The organism is Alkalispirochaeta americana, from assembly GCF_900156105.1.
GTDB lineage: Bacteria > Spirochaetota > Spirochaetia > DSM-27196 > Alkalispirochaetaceae > Alkalispirochaeta > Alkalispirochaeta americana.
Map to the genome: position 1 here is coordinate 12,621 of NZ_FTMS01000010.1, position 14,692 is coordinate 27,312.

The 14,692-nt window shown below is 59.8% G+C and carries 13 protein-coding genes; 3 read left to right on the forward strand and 10 right to left on the reverse strand.

The genetic code is table 11. From position 1 onward, the window contains the following. Positions 1 to 91 precede the first annotated feature (91 nt). Positions 92 to 1,162, forward strand: a complete 1,071-nt coding sequence (locus BW950_RS08450; protein WP_076488866.1) for an XdhC family protein — start codon at positions 92 to 94, stop codon at positions 1,160 to 1,162. A gap of 21 nt (positions 1,163 to 1,183) precedes the next feature. On the opposite strand, the gene BW950_RS08455 is transcribed toward BW950_RS08450, so the two are convergent. Beyond that, the gene (locus BW950_RS08455) at positions 1,184 to 1,840 is read right to left on the reverse strand and encodes an AAA family ATPase (RefSeq protein ID WP_076488867.1); all 657 of its coding nucleotides are present in this window, start codon (positions 1,838 to 1,840) and stop codon (positions 1,184 to 1,186) included. A gap of 149 nt (positions 1,841 to 1,989) precedes the next feature. Between BW950_RS08455 and BW950_RS08460 the strand changes: the two genes are divergently transcribed. Next, positions 1,990 to 3,294: an NCS2 family permease gene (locus BW950_RS08460; RefSeq protein WP_499697535.1), complete on the forward strand. Its 1,305-nt coding sequence runs from the start codon at positions 1,990 to 1,992 to the stop codon at positions 3,292 to 3,294. On the opposite strand, the gene ilvA is transcribed toward BW950_RS08460, so the two are convergent. The 4 genes from ilvA to polA all read right to left on the reverse strand — a co-directional run bounded on the left by ilvA (position 3,278) and on the right by polA (position 9,122). Beyond that, complete coding sequence (ilvA, locus tag BW950_RS08465) at positions 3,278 to 4,846, reverse strand: threonine ammonia-lyase, biosynthetic (RefSeq protein ID WP_234969064.1); 1,569 nt, start codon at positions 4,844 to 4,846, stop codon at positions 3,278 to 3,280. The genes BW950_RS08460 and ilvA overlap by 17 nt on opposite strands. Before the next feature lie 73 nt (positions 4,847 to 4,919). Then, positions 4,920 to 5,645 carry an SPOR domain-containing protein gene (locus BW950_RS08470; RefSeq protein ID WP_076488868.1) on the reverse strand — a complete coding sequence of 242 codons (726 nt, stop codon included), beginning with the start codon at positions 5,643 to 5,645 and terminating at the stop codon, positions 4,920 to 4,922. A gap of 7 nt (positions 5,646 to 5,652) precedes the next feature. After that, on the reverse strand, positions 5,653 to 6,261 hold the full coding sequence (gene coaE / locus BW950_RS08475) for a dephospho-CoA kinase (RefSeq protein WP_159438762.1): 609 nt from the start codon (positions 6,259 to 6,261) through the stop codon (positions 5,653 to 5,655). Then, the gene (gene polA, locus BW950_RS08480; RefSeq protein ID WP_076488870.1) at positions 6,258 to 9,122 is read right to left on the reverse strand and encodes a DNA polymerase I; all 2,865 of its coding nucleotides are present in this window, start codon (positions 9,120 to 9,122) and stop codon (positions 6,258 to 6,260) included. Before polA ends, coaE begins: the two co-directional genes overlap by 4 nt. Before the next feature lie 65 nt (positions 9,123 to 9,187). Here polA and BW950_RS08485 point away from each other — a divergent pair, with 65 nt between their 5' ends. Then, positions 9,188 to 9,727 (forward strand): hypothetical protein, encoded by a 540-nt coding sequence (locus BW950_RS08485; protein WP_076488871.1) that lies wholly within the window; start codon positions 9,188 to 9,190, stop codon positions 9,725 to 9,727. 81 nt (positions 9,728 to 9,808) lie between these two features. On the opposite strand, the gene BW950_RS08490 is transcribed toward BW950_RS08485, so the two are convergent. The 5 genes from BW950_RS08490 to BW950_RS08510 form a co-directional block, all read right to left on the reverse strand. Continuing rightward, entirely contained in the window at positions 9,809 to 10,204 is a 396-nt protein-coding gene (locus BW950_RS08490) for a hypothetical protein (protein WP_076488872.1), read from the reverse strand. A gap of 9 nt (positions 10,205 to 10,213) precedes the next feature. Then, complete coding sequence (gene fliS / locus BW950_RS08495) at positions 10,214 to 10,645, reverse strand: flagellar export chaperone FliS (protein WP_076488873.1); 432 nt, start codon at positions 10,643 to 10,645, stop codon at positions 10,214 to 10,216. Between the two features lie 43 nt (positions 10,646 to 10,688). After that, complete coding sequence (locus BW950_RS08500) at positions 10,689 to 13,001, reverse strand: polysaccharide deacetylase family protein (protein WP_076488874.1); 2,313 nt, start codon at positions 12,999 to 13,001, stop codon at positions 10,689 to 10,691. 69 nt (positions 13,002 to 13,070) lie between these two features. After that, a complete protein-coding gene (locus tag BW950_RS08505; protein WP_076488875.1) occupies positions 13,071 to 13,262 on the reverse strand; it encodes a hypothetical protein in 192 nt (63 codons plus the stop codon). After that, complete coding sequence (locus tag BW950_RS08510) at positions 13,262 to 14,626, reverse strand: PhoH family protein (protein WP_083943867.1); 1,365 nt, start codon at positions 14,624 to 14,626, stop codon at positions 13,262 to 13,264. Before BW950_RS08510 ends, BW950_RS08505 begins: the two co-directional genes overlap by 1 nt. Positions 14,627 to 14,692 lie beyond the last annotated feature (66 nt).

Sequence of the window (14,692 nt, forward strand, 5' to 3'; positions counted from 1 at the left end):
CGCTGGTCGTTTCGCCCCCCGGGCGTGCTCTGCAAAATCTGTGGTCTTTCAGGAGATGAAGGAGTGGATTTGCAGAAGATCTTGCCCTATCATGGTGTCCATGAAGAGTTGCTACGCCTCGGACATTCTCCCCACGGCAACCCGCTGGCTCCAGGAAGGGCGAAGCGTTGTGGTGGGCACCATTATCCATCAGCAGGGATCTTCCAGCGCCCCCCTGGCGGCCCGCATGATCTGCAACGAACAGGAAGAGGTTGCCGGCGCCGTCAGTGGCGGTTGCGTTGAATCCGATCTCGCCCGCCAGGCCCAGGAGGTGATCAGGACGGGAACACCGCGTCTGGTTCACTACGGCCCCCGGGAGACCACCTCCGAACCGGAGCCGATCCTGGAGGTGGGGCTTGCCTGTGGAGGGGCGATCACGGTCCTCCTTGAACCTCTGGACTCGACCTGGCTCGCTGGGCATCAAGACTCCTTTTGCGGAGTGGTAACGGTCCAGGTGGCAGAAACCCCTCCCTTCAGGGTAACCAGAACCTGGTACCCCCGGGAGATGCCCTTTGGGGCGGGCCTGGTGCGTGACGCCTGGGAGTCGGGTGCAGCCAGAAGCAAACGGGCCGGCAAAATGATCCTTCTGGCGGAACCGGTTATCCCGGCACCAACGGTACTTGTCTTCGGCGCAACCCCCGTAGCAGACGCCCTGGTCCGGCTGGCCCGGGTCATGGGGTACTCCTCGGTGATCAGCGATCCCCGGGAGGCCCGCTTTTCGGGGCCTCGTCCCGTAGCCGACGAGGAACTTCAGGACTGGCCGGACCAGACCCTTCAGGAACTTCTCCGCAGGGGATCCCTGGCCCCGCCCCAAGAGCTCTTTGTGGTCTCCCTGGACCACGAACCCCGCTTTGAAGACGCTCTATGGGAAGCCCTTCTGGAAGAGATGGAAAGAGGCACTATCGCGAAACCCGCCTATACGGGGGCAATCGGGCAAAAAGACCGCGCCCTGGAACGGCAGACGCGCGCCCGGCAAAGGGGCCTGGACCTCTCACCCCTGGAGCCGATTTACACGCCCGTTGGCATGAATCTGGGAGGCAAGGCCCCGGCCGAGGTAGCCCTGAGCATCATCGCCCAGATTGTTGCCTCTCGCCATGGACGACCCGGGGGACACCTGGCCTGAGCCCCTCCAGCCACATCGAGGCTAGCGGAGCAAACTGCGCAGGAAAGCCGGACGTTCGGCATCTCCCCCTTCCCCGACGCCAATCGTCACGGGAGAACACCCCTTCCTCTCCCGGCGAATATAGTTGCACAGAGTTGCCACCAGGGAGGGGCGCACCACCACCACCAGCGGCAGAAGCGGAAGCTCCGCCCCCCTGAGCAGATCGCGCAGAAGAGCCGAGAAGCCTTCTCCCCGATTCAACTCAAGAGGTCCTATCTCGTCCAGAACCGCCAGGCGATGATCTCCCTGAAGAAGTTCCTGCCGCAGGGCATCCCCGGCTGCACCCAGAGCCTGTCGGGAGAAACGATACGGCCCCAGGATCACTCCCTCCGGGGGAACCTCCTCCGGAGGAGCCTCCTCCTGAGGAGCCTCCGCCAACGTGTGGCGAAGACCATCTTCCTCGGACGCCCTCTGGGGCCGATAGTCAGGATCAACCACACGAGCCAGGGCAAAGCGCGCGCCACCGGGCAGAACCACCGAATCTATGCCGAAACGTCTCCCCTCGCCATCCTCACAGGCAGGGGAGATCAAGGCAGCCACCCCGCTGTGACGCGCCGCCAGAACGGAGCAGAATCTGGTTTTTCCCGAGCCCCTCGGCCCCGTCAAAACGGTTACCAGGGGCTCTCTCCCTCTTTGCATGGATCCTCCCGGGGTTCAAGATTACCCTGCTCAATATACTTCCCGAAGCACCTCCAGGGCAAAACCTGGCCGTCCGCGCAGTATACAAACCCTACTAATCCGTGGTACAAGTCCGGGCATCCAACACAAAGGGAGCTCATAGCACAACCATGCACAACACAATGGAAACCTTTTTTGAACTCAAGAAGAACAAAACCGATGTCCGCACAGAGGTAATCGCAGGAATTACCACCTTCCTGACCATGGCCTACATCCTTGTTGTCCAGCCCCTGACCCTGGCCGAGGCTGGAATGGACTTCGGCGCAGTCTTCACCGCTACAGCGATCGCCTCCTTCATAGGGACCATGGTGATGGCCCTGGTAGCAAAGTTGCCCTTCGCGCTGGCTCCCGGTATGGGGCTCAACGCCTTTTTTGCCTTCTCGGTTGTCGTGGGAATGGGCCGAAGCTGGCAGTTTGCCCTGACAGCGGTCTTTCTGGAGGGAATCATCTTCATCATTCTCACGATGCTCAACGTTCGGGAAGCTATCGTGGACAGCATCCCCGAGAACATCAAGAAAGCAATCTCCGTGGGTATCGGCCTCTTTATCGCCTTCGTGGGATTCAAGAACGCCGGGATCATCGTGGCCCACGAACAAACGCTGGTCCAGCTGGGGAGCATGGCTGAACCGGGAGTACTGGTGGCGCTGATCGGCCTGATCGGGACCGGAGCCTTCGTGGCGCTCAAAATGAAAGGCGCCCTCCTGGTGGGAATCCTGGCGGCCACGGTGATCGGTATCCCCTTCGGCATTACCACCGTTCGTGAAGGATTTCAGCTCATCAGCGCTCCCCCTTCAATCGCTCCGGTGTTCATGCAGTTTGAGTGGGGCCAGATTTTCACCTTCGACATGCTCCTGGTGGTCTTCACCTTTCTCTTTGTCGATATGTTCGACACCGTGGGAACCCTGGTGGGGGTCTCCACCAAGGCGGGCCTCATGACAAAAGACGGGAAGATTCCCCGCGTAAAGGGCGCCCTCATGGCCGACGCCATAGGCACAACGGCGGGAGCGATGCTCGGAACCAGCACCGTCACCACCTACATCGAAAGCGCCGCCGGAGTAGAAGAGGGGGGCCGCACGGGTCTCACTGCCCTGGTCACGGCTTGTTTCTTCCTGGTCGCCCTCTTTTTCAGCCAGGTCTTTCTCCTGATACCCGCAGCCGCCACGGCTCCGGCCCTGATCCTGGTAGGTGTCTTCATGGCAAGCCCCGTGAAGGACATCGACTTCACCGACTACACCGAGGCGATTCCGGCCTTTTTGACCCTTATCGTCATGCCCTTGACCTTCAGCATCTCCGAGGGGATCGTCTTCGGCGTTCTCTCCTACGTATTCCTGAAGCTCCTCACGGGGCGACACAAGGAAATAACCCTCCTGACCTACCTGGTGGGAGTCTTCTTCCTGATCAGCCTGGTGGTATAGAAGGATTTCCGGGGACAGGGTCGATACCCTGCCCCCGGGACCACGCCCCTGTCCCTCGGGAGGTCAGAAAGAGGTCCACCGAGGGAGACCCCTCCAAAGAGCTCCATTCGTAGCCTGTTTCACGAAGCCGCGCCTCCAGAGCACCCCGGTCATCAGCCTGAAAGCCAATAAGCACGTTCCCCCTGTCGCTGGCCCGGTTTCGATAGTGAAAGGCGCTGATGTTCCAGCGAGTCCCCAAAGTCCCAAGAAAATCACCCAGCGCGCCGGGACGCTCCGGAAAATGAATCTGATAGAGGTGCTCCGCCTGATCGCCCGGCACGGCACCACCGATCATGTGACGGACGTGTTCCTTGGCGATCTCGTCATCGGAAAGATCTGTGTGGTCGTAGCCCAGGGCCTCCATCCGTGCAAGAAACGTCCCCCGGTCGGCAGAGCTGGAAACGCTGACACCCACCAGCACATGGGCCGTCTCGCCCGGGCGAAAGCGGTAATGAAACTGGGTGATCGCGTGATCACCCACCAGGGCTGCGCAGAACTGCCGGAGAGCACCAGCCCGTTCCGGCATGGCCGTTGCCACCAGCACCTCCCGACCGGAGCCGATCAGGGTGCGCTCGGCCACCTGCTGGAGGCGTTCAAAGGTCATGTTTGCGCCCGAGCAGACCGCCACCGCGTGAGCATCCCGAGGCAGATCGGTCTTCATGATCCCTGCGGCAGCCAGGGCTCCTGCGGGTTCCACAATACTGCGGGTGTCCTCAAAGACCGCCTTGATGGCGGCGCAGATCTCGTCGGTGCTCACGGTGATCACCCTGTCCACGTAGCGGCGTACCGCCTCAAACGTGTGGGCTCCCACTTGTTTGACCGCCACACCGTCGGCAAAAATTCCCACGTGGTCCAGCCGAACCCGCTCTCCCGCCTTCAGGGAGCGCTCCATGGCGTTGCTGTCGGCGGGCTCCACGCCAATAATTTCCACCTGGGGGAGTAGCTGCTTCACATAAAGGGAAATCCCCGCCAGAAGCCCCCCTCCCCCTACAGGAACAAAGATATGAGTGACATCGGGGAGCTGTTCCAGGATCTCCCGGCCAATCGTACCCTGGCCGGCGATAACCAGCGGGTCATCGAAGGGGTGAATGAAGGTGGCCCCGCTCTGGCGGAGCAACTCCCGGGCGCAGGCGTAGGCCTCCTGAAAGGAGTCCCCCTCCAGAACGACCCGGGCCCCATGGCCTCGCACAGCATCAACCTTGATGAGAGGCGTTGTTTTGGGCATCACGATCGTGGCGGGAATGCCCAGCATGGAGGCGCTGAGGGCAACCCCCTGGGCGTGGTTACCCGCGCTTGCCGCGATCACACCACGCTGACGTTCTTCCCCGGTGAGTGCCACGATCCGGTTGTAGGCTCCGCGTATTTTGAAGGAGTGCACGGGCTGGAGATCTTCCCGCTTTAAATACACCCTCGCCCCCCGGAGCGCCGAAAGCTTCGGGGCCGGAGAGAGAGGCGTCTCCTCCGCCGCCTGGTAGACCCGGGCGAGGAGGACCTGTTTGAAGGCATCAGTCATGAGGCCATGGTATCGTCCAGGGGCAGAAGATATCCACCCCCTCCAGCCCCCTCCGTCAGAGAGACCTCTGGAACTAACTGCTCACGCTGCGCAGGGGATACTCTTCGCTGATATAGGCTTCCTCAAATCCCTCAATGGCACGAACCCATTGCAAAAACTGCTCAGCCTCGGCCTTTGACTTGTAAGGACCAACCCGGAGACGATAGAAGATCTGACCGTCCACGTTTCGTGTTGTCACCCGCCCCCCCAGATCACGGCTGGCCAGGGTCTGTTCCGCCTGGGCAACCCTGTCTCGACTGGGCGATGCGATCAACTGTATCCAGTACTCCGTTACGCGGACCTGCCGGGGTTCCGGTGATTCTGCCGGAGCAGGTCTTGCCGGAGCTGGCCGGGGCTCTGCCCTTGGGGCAGGCTCTGCCGGTGCAGACGCTCTTGGGGCAGAGGCTGTTGGGGCAGGCCGGGGATCCGCCGCCGGGGCAGGCGCTGCCGGGGCTGGAGCGGGAGGATCTTCCTCGAGGTGGAGCTCTCCATCTACTGCCGGGGCTTGGGAGAGAGGATCGTGGTCTTCCCTCTCCCCGTACACAATAATCAGGGAGTCCTCTTTTTCCGGAGGCTCCAGGGGAGCCCGCTCCTGACGCCGCACGTACTCAATGGGGTCGAACTCCCTCACCGCGCTGTGTCTCGTGCCCTCCGATTCAGCGCCCCCTCCGGGGTATAACAGAGCTACCCCAACTCCAAAGACCGCGACAAAGAAGATCGCTGCCGAAGCGATGATCATCAGAACTTTGTTCTGCTCCATAGTGCGTTTATTCTCCTGGTTCCTGCCGTAACTGAAGAGCCTCCTCCAGCTGCCGGTACAGCAGCTCCGGCGCGCTCCGGTTATCTACTCTTATTATGTCGGCACATGATCGCCGTGCTTGAATATGGAGCCTGCGTTGTGCCCAGAGGCGGCGAAAAATTGCTCTCCATCCCAGAGCATCGCGCCGCCTGGCCCGGGCAATCCGCACCCCCAGGGGCGCCTCCACAAGAAAAACCGCATCGCAGAGGGTGTGCAACCCCAGCGGCACCAGCAAAGCGGCGTTGATCACCACCGTCGTTACCGGGGAAGAACCCAGAATCGATCGGGTGCGTTCGCTCACCTCCTGCCGTATCCAGGGATGGACCAGCTCCTCCAGCCGGGCCAGAGCCGAAGAGCTGGAAAAGACCAGCCGCCCCAGGCGTGCCCGGTCAATCCGATCACCCCGATCGTTCAGGATGGTCCTTCCAAAACGATGAAGGATCTCTTCCTGCAACTCCTCCAGGGCCTGATGCCCCACGTGATCCACGTTGATCTCCTGCCACCCCCGGTCGGAAAACCACTTCACCACCAAGTCTTTCCCGGCGCAGCATTTTCCTGCCACCCCCACCACTCTCACTGATGCATCGCCCCCCAGCGGTCACCACTCTCCACACTTACCCGGAGAGGAACCGAAAGGGCAACAGCGCCGGACATCTCTTCCAGGAGAATGGTTTTCAATGTCTCCTCCTCATGAGGCGGACATTCAAGAATCAGCTCGTCATGAACCTGAAGAATCATCTGCGCCTGCAGCCCCTCCCGGCCAAGGCGGTGCGAAACAGCCAACATGGCCTTCTTTACGATGTCAGCAGCAGTTCCCTGAATCGGGGTGTTTACCACCACCCGTTCTACCGCCGATTTTACCGTCCTGTTCCGGCTGAGAATATCCGGTACGGGACGGGGGCGACCCAGAAGGGTTCTGACCTCTCCATCCTTCTCGGCCCGGGCCACCGTTTCATCGATAAACGTTCCGATACCCTGGTAGGTACCAAAATAGGTTTTGATGAACTCCTCGGCCTCTTTCCGGGGCAGCCCCAGTTCGTTCGAAAGACGAAAGGCACTCATGCCGTACATCACACCGAAGTTGATCGTCTTGGCGATTCGCCGCTGTTCCGCCGAAACCGCCTCGGGAGAAACCCCGAAAATAAGACCCGCTGTGCGACTGTGAACGTCCTCCCCCGTACGAAACGCCTCCATCAGGGCTTCATCCCGGGAGAGATGGGCCAGGACCACCAGCTCGATCTGGGAATAGTCGGCGCTGACGAAGATCCACCCCTGACGGGGCACAAAGGCATCGCGAATGCGTCGTCCCTGGGTGTCGCGGATGGGGATGTTCTGGAGATTCGGTTCCGCGCTGGAGAGACGGCCCGTGGCAGTTCCCGTCTGGTTCAGGCTGGTGTGGATGCGCCCCGTCCGGGGGTTCACCATTTTCGGCAAGGCATCCACGTAGGTACTGCGCAATTTGGTGAACATCCGGTATTCAAGAACCCGTTCCGGCAAGGGATCTTCCCGCGCCAGCTCCTGAAGCACCGCCGTATCGGTGCTGAACCCCGTTTTTGTCTTCTTGACAGGCTGAAGCTTTCGCTCCTGAAAGAGAACCTCCTGGAGCTGCTTGGTGCTGGCTATATTGAAGGCGTGGCCTGCCAGCTCGTGGATTTCCCGCTCCACCTTCTCGATGATGCTGGAGAGCTCCCCGGAATACTGCTCCAGAGCGAAGACGTCGAGGCCAATTCCGACAGTTTCCATATCTGCCAGAATTGGCACCAGAGGCATCTCCAGGGACTCGAATATGTCCCGGACACCCCGCCTGTCCAGAAGACGGTCCAGCACTGTATAGAGGCGGTACGTCACGTAGGCGTCCTCTCCGGCGTAGCGTGCCGCCTGGTCCAGAGGAACGTCCCCAAAGTTCCTGCCCGCTTTCGAGTTTCCTGACTTCGAGGTATTCCGCCGGCCCTTCCCGCCCGATTCGTTCTCGTCCGACCCGGGGGCACTGGAAAAGAGATCATCGAAGGAAATCGTCTGGTACCCCAGATAATCCAGGGCCAGACGATCCATGCCGTATCCTCCGGCGGAGGTATCCACAAGCCAGGCAGCGATCATGGTATCAAAATAGACCGGACCGGGCCGTATCCCCCAACGGGAAAGGATCTTGTAATCAAACTTGAAGTTTTGCCCCACAATCCGGCAAGCGGGGTCCGTCAGGAGCGACGAAAGCTCCTGCTTCAGGTGAGGTTCGTCAAAAACAGCGCCTTCAGGCCCTCGCAACGGTATGTAGCAGGCTTCGTCGGCACTGCAGGCCAGGGAGAATCCCAGGGGGTTCGCCGTTAGCGCGTCCAGGCTATCGGTTTCCACATCGAAGGCGAAGATCTTTGCCTCCCGGGCCCGGGAGATCCACCGGGCCAGCTGCTCCCGGGTGCGAACCAGTTCGCACGCCCCCTGCTTTGCGAAGGCCTCCCGTTCCTCCCGGGAGAGCACCAGATCGGCCCGCTCCCGGGGAGACCAGGATGGAGAGAGTTCGTCTCCCCTTCGGGTCTCCTCTGGTCCGGCTTCGGTCGGGAGGGCCCTCCCGGGTGCACCCGGAGAACCGCCGGTCTGTTCCACCAGTTTTTTCATTCCCTGGGCGATCATCAGCGGAGCAGCGGCTTCGTAATCGAGATCCTTCAGTTCATAGCGATCCTCTCCCGGAGGAAGGGGCGCGTCGGAGGCCAGAGAGATAAGATCCCTGCTCAGGAACGCCGCCGCCCGCCCTTCCTCGAGCTTGCTGCGCCTGTTGGGGGAAAGCTCCTCCAGATGCCCGTAGAGATTGTCCAGGGTGCCGTAGCGCCCGAGAAGATCGGCGGCAGTCTTTTTCCCAATTCCCTTCACCCCGGGAATGTTGTCCGAAGCATCGCCGATAAGGGCCAGAAAGTCCCGAATCTGCTCGGGCCAGACCTGCCAGTCCCGGTACACCGCATCCCGGTCCATCTCGTCGATACCATCCTTGCCGGGCCGCAAAATCCGCACGGGATCACCCACAAGCTGGAGCAGGTCCTTGTCTCCCGAAATAACCCGGCAGGCCCGGCCCTTTTTCCGGCATCGCTCAGCCAGGGTTGCCATCACATCGTCGGCCTCGTAGCGGTCAACTCTCACGGAGGAGACCCCCAGAGCCTGGAGAATCTCCTCGATCACCGGAATCTGGGCGTGGAGATCATCGGGGGTCTCCTGGCGGTTCGCCTTGTATTCCTCGTATTGTTCATGCCTGAAGGTGGGCACCCGGGAGTCCATGATCACAGCGAAGTTTTGGGGCTGGTAATCCCGAAAGAGCGCGAAGAGGGTGCGAAAAAACCCGAAGACCGCCGAGGAGTTCTCCCCCTGGGGATTTCGGAGAGGATTTCTGAAAAAGGCAAAGTAGGATCGGTAGATAACGCTGTAACCATCCAGCAAATAGAGGGTATCGTCCATATATGCCTTATACCACGGACATTTTCGATTGAACAGGAGCACCCTCACTGTGCTATAGTATAGCCATGGGAAAAAGAGGAAACCGTTCAAAGAACCGGGGCCAGAACAACCCGAATCGCCCCCGGACGCCAAAAAAAAAGAGACCCATTCCCTTTGATCCGGAGAAACACCTTCTTCCCCCGGAGCCGCCGGAGCGGAACTACAGCTCCTGTCCCCTTTCGGGAGAAGAAATAGACGATATCGTGAACGCCATTGCCCACCCCCAGACGGGTGCGCCGGTACGCTTCGACAGCGTCATAAAATCTCTCCGGGAACAGGAGTCGGAGGAGCTCGCCGAGGACGAGCGCCTGGCGTATCTGGGCCGGGGGAACTTTGGCATTGTCAAGATAGAAAAGAAGGGGAAAAACAGACCGGAACTGGTGGTACGAAAATACTTCCACTACGAGGACACCCACGACAAGCAAACCTGGCGGAAGGAACTGTCCCCGGGAATATCCCGCGACTACATCCCCAACCCCCAGCCCCTGGCTGATCTCTACACGTCAGAAGAGCTGGCTGCCTTTCCCCGGTTCGACGCGAGCAGTTCGGCCGTAACACTCCGCTGAAACGCCAGCACCGGCCATGCCAAAACCCTGCTCACACGCCCCCTGGCGGGGGGGCCTCTAGAAGATCTTCCAGCAGGTCTTCTAGCGGGTAAGGTCTATTGACCGCCCGCCATGGGCGGGCGGGGCAAAGACCGACCGCGCCCGGCGCGGGATCCGCAACTCCGTAATCCGCCGACCCAGGTCGTCCCGGCGCTCCCGCAGACATTCTTCGTTTTTCTTCTGTTGCTCCCGAGCCCGGGCCACAAGGGATTCCATCTCTGCTCTCTCGCCAGAGGCGGGCTCCCTCTCCCGGGCCGCAAGAACGCGCTGGACCGATTCAAGCCCGGCCAGGGCGTCACCGCTCTCCAGGACCAGCGCCTCCAGACGATCCGTATCACCCTCGGTGATTGCCTGGTGCTGCCGCTCCAGCAGATCAAGATAGCGCAGGAGATGCTCCTTCGCCTGGCCGCGATAGTCCTCAAGGCGGTCTTTGGTCATCCCGCAGAATTACCCCGCAATGTTCACCCCGCCACCGGAAGGAACACTCCGGGCATCGGGTGACTGGCTCTCTATTTGCTTCCAGGCATCGCGGAGGTTCACGATGAGGCCCCGCACTTCCTGAAGCGGCTCCTGCTCTTTCTTGACGTTCGCCTCCATAAGCCGATCGTTAAAGAAGAGGTAGAGCCTGAGCAGGTTCTGGGCGATCTCGCCCCCCTGCTCCAAATCCAGAGAGACCATTAACTCTGTAATGATGTCCTGAGCCTTCACCAGGGCGTTATTGATCTTGTCGAGCTCCCGGGACCTCCCTGCCAGAAGAGCTTCGGCCACATCGATCTGCCGTAGCGCTTCATCGTAGAGCATCACGATGATGCGCCCCTGCGACGCGGTCTTCACGCTTGTTTGCCGATAGGCACTCACGGAACTCTGTTGGTACGCCATGCTTCCTCCCTGTTACATCGTCATGTGCCGCATAGAACACACTTCACCGCGCATTATCTCGCAAGGTCGACACCGGAACGACCTGGTATCCCCGCTCGATGAGCCCATTCAGGAGCACATCGAGATGGTGGAAAAGATAATCCTCCCGACCTCCATCGGGCCGGTCATCACCAGGACGCCCCACGGTCATGGCGATAATGGACCCGGGCTTCTTCTGCCGCAATACATCCTCAATAATCTGTGCCGAAGGGCTGTAGCGCCGGGATACTCCGCCGGCACCGCGCAGAGACACCCAGTCCAAACTGTCCACATCCCGACCAATGTAAGTGTAATTCATCATACGCGCGGCAGAAAGGATCGTCGAGTCCACGAAATAGTACGGCGCGTGCCAGAGCAAGGTCAACTCCTGTCCGGTGGCGTTGTAGAAAAGATCTTCGTTTCGGGCCAGCCCCTGACGAATAAACTCGGGCGTTATCTGAAAACGGCCGCTCGAAAAATCGAAGTGGGTATAGAAAAGATTTCCTACCTCGTGACCGCTTTCGGCGATTTCCCGGACCGCTCCGGGATGGCGCTGAATGAAATCGCCGTTTACAAAGAAGGTTGCCCGCACCCTGTACTCGGCCAGGGTATTCAGAATCTCGGGAAGACCCGTGACAGAATCGATGGCGTTAAAAACCAGGGATACCTCCCGGCGCCTGATTCTGGAACCGTGCGTAAAATGCCCAAAATCAACGGGATCATCCTCCCGAGGAAACGGTTCGTAGGCCTGGAGGGGTTCCGGAAAGAGCGGTTCCGTGCCGAAACTGGCGATATTCCGGACCATCACCATATTGCGGTAGCTGCCCCTGGAGAGATCCTCCATGTAAACCCTGTTCCGGCCACTCGCCACACGGCGCTCCCTCAGATCCAGGGAACTCACCGAGCTCCATCCCCGGGAATCAAGCTGAAACGCCAGCCCTCCTCCCTGGACCTCCACCCGGCCGTTGCTCCGGTTGAAGCCGTAATCCTGGGGCTGACTAATGGCAAAAACAGTCCTGAACGGCCCGTTCCCGCTGCGCTCCAGATCCACATGCTCGATAAGCTCCCGCCCTGCCAGGAGCAATTCCTTCCGGGAAATCCACCGTGCCTGGAGCAACCCGGGCTGATCAATTCTGACCCGGACCTCACCGGAACGGTGGTCACGGACCTCGGCTCCCTCGTCATCCCAGACCAGAAGGTCCCGACCGTCAGGAGAAAGATCGATTCCCCGGATTCCCTGGTCCCCCGTGTCACGGAACCTGGTTCGCTTCTCCTGGTCCTGGAGATCCAGCCGGTAGAGAGCCGATACAGATTCCCCGGCGCGGATACTTCCCGTCCTGAGGGTGATCAGATCGTCGGAAGACCACATCACCTGACGAACCCGGGTATTCCGGGGAAGATGGAGGAACGGCAACGAGAGGGTCTCGCCGGTGGAGAGAAAATCATCAGCCTCAAGATAAAAGAGGTGGATATTCCGGCCGTCCCTGGAAAGGAGAATTTTCTCCCCGTCGGGAGAAATCCAGTATCGGTCAAAGATGGGGTCGAACCGGTGGGGAAGCTTCCCCACAATCCGGCCGATCTTGAGAAGCTCCTGATAGAGGGATCGGGTAAAGAACTCGACCCCCGGTATGCGGTAGACCACCGAACCCGAGACAAAATTCAGGGTATTCTCACCGGTCCAGACCACACTGTTTATTGTTCCCGGACCGATCCTGCGAAGGCGTTCCGAGAGAACCCGATCTTCCAGATACTGGCGGACAGAAAAATAATAGACGTAACCACCCTTGCTGTAGGCCAGGAAGCGGGAATCCCGGGACCAGCTGTGGGGAAGATTCCTCAAAGCCAGCTCCACCTGGGCCGCCACGGTGATCTCCTGATCCTGTCTGGTATCGTAGAGACGGATCTCTCCATAACCGGGCGATGTGGGAACAAGATAGGAGAGGAAACGACCGTCGGGGCTGGACACCACGCTCAGGACCTTGCCGGTCTGAATCGCATCACCCTGCACGAAGGAGGGAAAGGCTTCCAGAGGAGAAAACCCGCTAAAGCCATCGCTCAGGGTTCCCCGAAAGAGACCAAAGCGGTTCTGGACTTGAAGGATAGACCCCTCGCCCAACACAGAGACCCGTTCCGGGAAGATGGTAAGCTGGGTGCGGGTCCCTCCAGGAATATCCGCAAAAAGAAGGGTATCGTAGGAGCCGAACTCCGGCACCTCCGTTGTAGCCGCAAAGAGAAGTTCTTCCGAGGCGTTGAGATCAAGCCCGCTAAAGCGAACCTGTCCGGCGAGGGAGAGCACGGACACCGCCCCGAGTATGAAAACCAGCGTCAATCGTTTCAAGTTCCTACCTCCCGGCTTCCCCTTCCATAATCGGCACGTCCCGAAAAAAAATGAGCCCGGGAGAGAAAATTACTGCCTGTGAACGTGAGCCTCCAGCATAAAGGACTCGAGTTCGCCGTCCATCTCTTCAAGACGCTGAACCATGCGATCCAGTCGCTCCAGCAGAAACTGTCGTTGCTGTGTTTCGATCCGATCAAAGGGAGCCTCCAGGAACTCCTCAAGCGAGGCAGGCTCCCAGGGCGTCCCCTGGTGATCACCCATCACAGAAGCTCCGCCGCCAGCTCAGCCAGGGGACTGCGCTCGGTTCGCGTCATGAGAACGTGGCCAAAGAGCGACTGACCCTTGAAAGCCTCCACCAGGTAGGTGAGACCGTTGGAGTTCGCATCCAGGTAGGGGCTGTCGATCTGGAAGGGGTCTCCCGTGAGGACCACCTTGGCGTCTGTTCCCGCCCGGGAAACGATGGTTTTCACCTCGTGGGGCGAGAGGTTCTGGGCCTCGTCAATCACGATAAACTGCCCCGGCAGGGAACGCCCCCGGATATAACTGAGGGCCTCCAGCTCTACCAGGCTGCTGCTGATAAGCTGTTCCGGTGTCTTCACGTTGGGCTTGTGGTACACCCCGAGAATGTACTCGAGATTGTCAAAGAGCGGCTGCATCCAGTGGGAGAGCTTCTCGTTTTTTGCCCCCGGTAAATACCCGATGTCTTTCCCCATGGGTATCACGGGACGGCTCACCAGGACCCGCTTGTAGATCTTATCCTCGATGGTCTGCTTGAGTCCCGCCGCGATCGCCAGGAGGGTCTTCCCCGTTCCGGCTTTCCCCACCAGAGTGACCAGTTGCACCTCGGGATCCAGCAGGAGCTCCAGAGCGATCCGCTGCTCCGTGTTCAAGGGCCGTACCCCCGCCACAGCGGGCATCTTGTGATCCACCAGCTCCAGCCGTGGCGATTCGCCCGGGCGGTACCGGCCCAGGAGCTCCTCGGGATGCTCTTTATCACGGAGCACAAAGAACTGGTTGGGCACGGCCTGGTCGTTCCACTCCACGGACCTCTCCTCCTCCAGCTCGCGATATGTTTCGGGACGGGTATCCAGGGAGGTAAAGCCGCTGTAGAGATGGGTTATATCGACCTTCTGCTTTTCGTAATCCACGGCCTTCAGCCCCAGGGAGGCAGCCTTCACCCGGGCATTGATATCCTTGCTCACAAAAAAAACGGTGTTTCCCGCCTCCTGGAGTTGCCAGGCCGTGAGGATAATCTTGTTATCGGCCTTGTCCTGGAGGAAATCGTTGGGTATGTGCCTTGGCTGGGTGGAGACGACCCTCAGGATGGCCCCGTTCTCGATTTTTACCCCCGAAGAGAGGTTTCCCGGGCGGCCCCGCTCATCAAGGAAACGGATCGCTTTCCGGGCGTTCCGGCCCCGTTCGTCGGAGAAGGTCTTGAGCCGGTCCAGCTCCTCCAGAACCCACATGGGAACCACCACCTCCTGATCGCGGAAACTGAGAATCGCGTCGGGACGGTGGATCAGCACGTTGGTATCGATGACAAAGATCTTTTTGGGGATATCACTTTTTTTGGAATCAATTTTTTTGCCAGCGTCACTGTTCTTGCCGGAATCACTGTTTGCCATAACACGCTCCTTGTTGGTCCTGCCGGTTGCAAGCCCGATACCAGACTCCCTAAGTCTAGGATACTG

Excerpts from the sequence above, each read along its gene's own strand:
- BW950_RS08450 (WP_076488866.1), top strand. The coding sequence starts at position 92 with ATGGTGTCCATGAAGAGTTGCTACGCCTCGGACATTCTCCCCACGGCA.
- BW950_RS08455 (WP_076488867.1), bottom strand. The coding sequence starts at position 1,840 with ATGCAAAGAGGGAGAGAGCCCCTGGTAACCGTTTTGACGGGGCCGAGG.
- BW950_RS08460 (WP_499697535.1), top strand. The coding sequence starts at position 1,990 with ATGCACAACACAATGGAAACCTTTTTTGAACTCAAGAAGAACAAAACC.
- ilvA (WP_234969064.1), bottom strand. The coding sequence starts at position 4,846 with ATGACTGATGCCTTCAAACAGGTCCTCCTCGCCCGGGTCTACCAGGCG.
- BW950_RS08470 (WP_076488868.1), bottom strand. The coding sequence starts at position 5,645 with ATGGAGCAGAACAAAGTTCTGATGATCATCGCTTCGGCAGCGATCTTC.
- polA (WP_076488870.1), bottom strand. The coding sequence starts at position 9,122 with ATGGACGATACCCTCTATTTGCTGGATGGTTACAGCGTTATCTACCGA.
- BW950_RS08485 (WP_076488871.1), top strand. The coding sequence starts at position 9,188 with ATGGGAAAAAGAGGAAACCGTTCAAAGAACCGGGGCCAGAACAACCCG.
- BW950_RS08490 (WP_076488872.1), bottom strand. The coding sequence starts at position 10,204 with ATGACCAAAGACCGCCTTGAGGACTATCGCGGCCAGGCGAAGGAGCAT.
- fliS (WP_076488873.1), bottom strand. The coding sequence starts at position 10,645 with ATGGCGTACCAACAGAGTTCCGTGAGTGCCTATCGGCAAACAAGCGTG.
- BW950_RS08505 (WP_076488875.1), bottom strand. The coding sequence starts at position 13,262 with ATGGGTGATCACCAGGGGACGCCCTGGGAGCCTGCCTCGCTTGAGGAG.
- BW950_RS08510 (WP_083943867.1), bottom strand. The coding sequence starts at position 14,626 with ATGGCAAACAGTGATTCCGGCAAGAACAGTGACGCTGGCAAAAAAATT.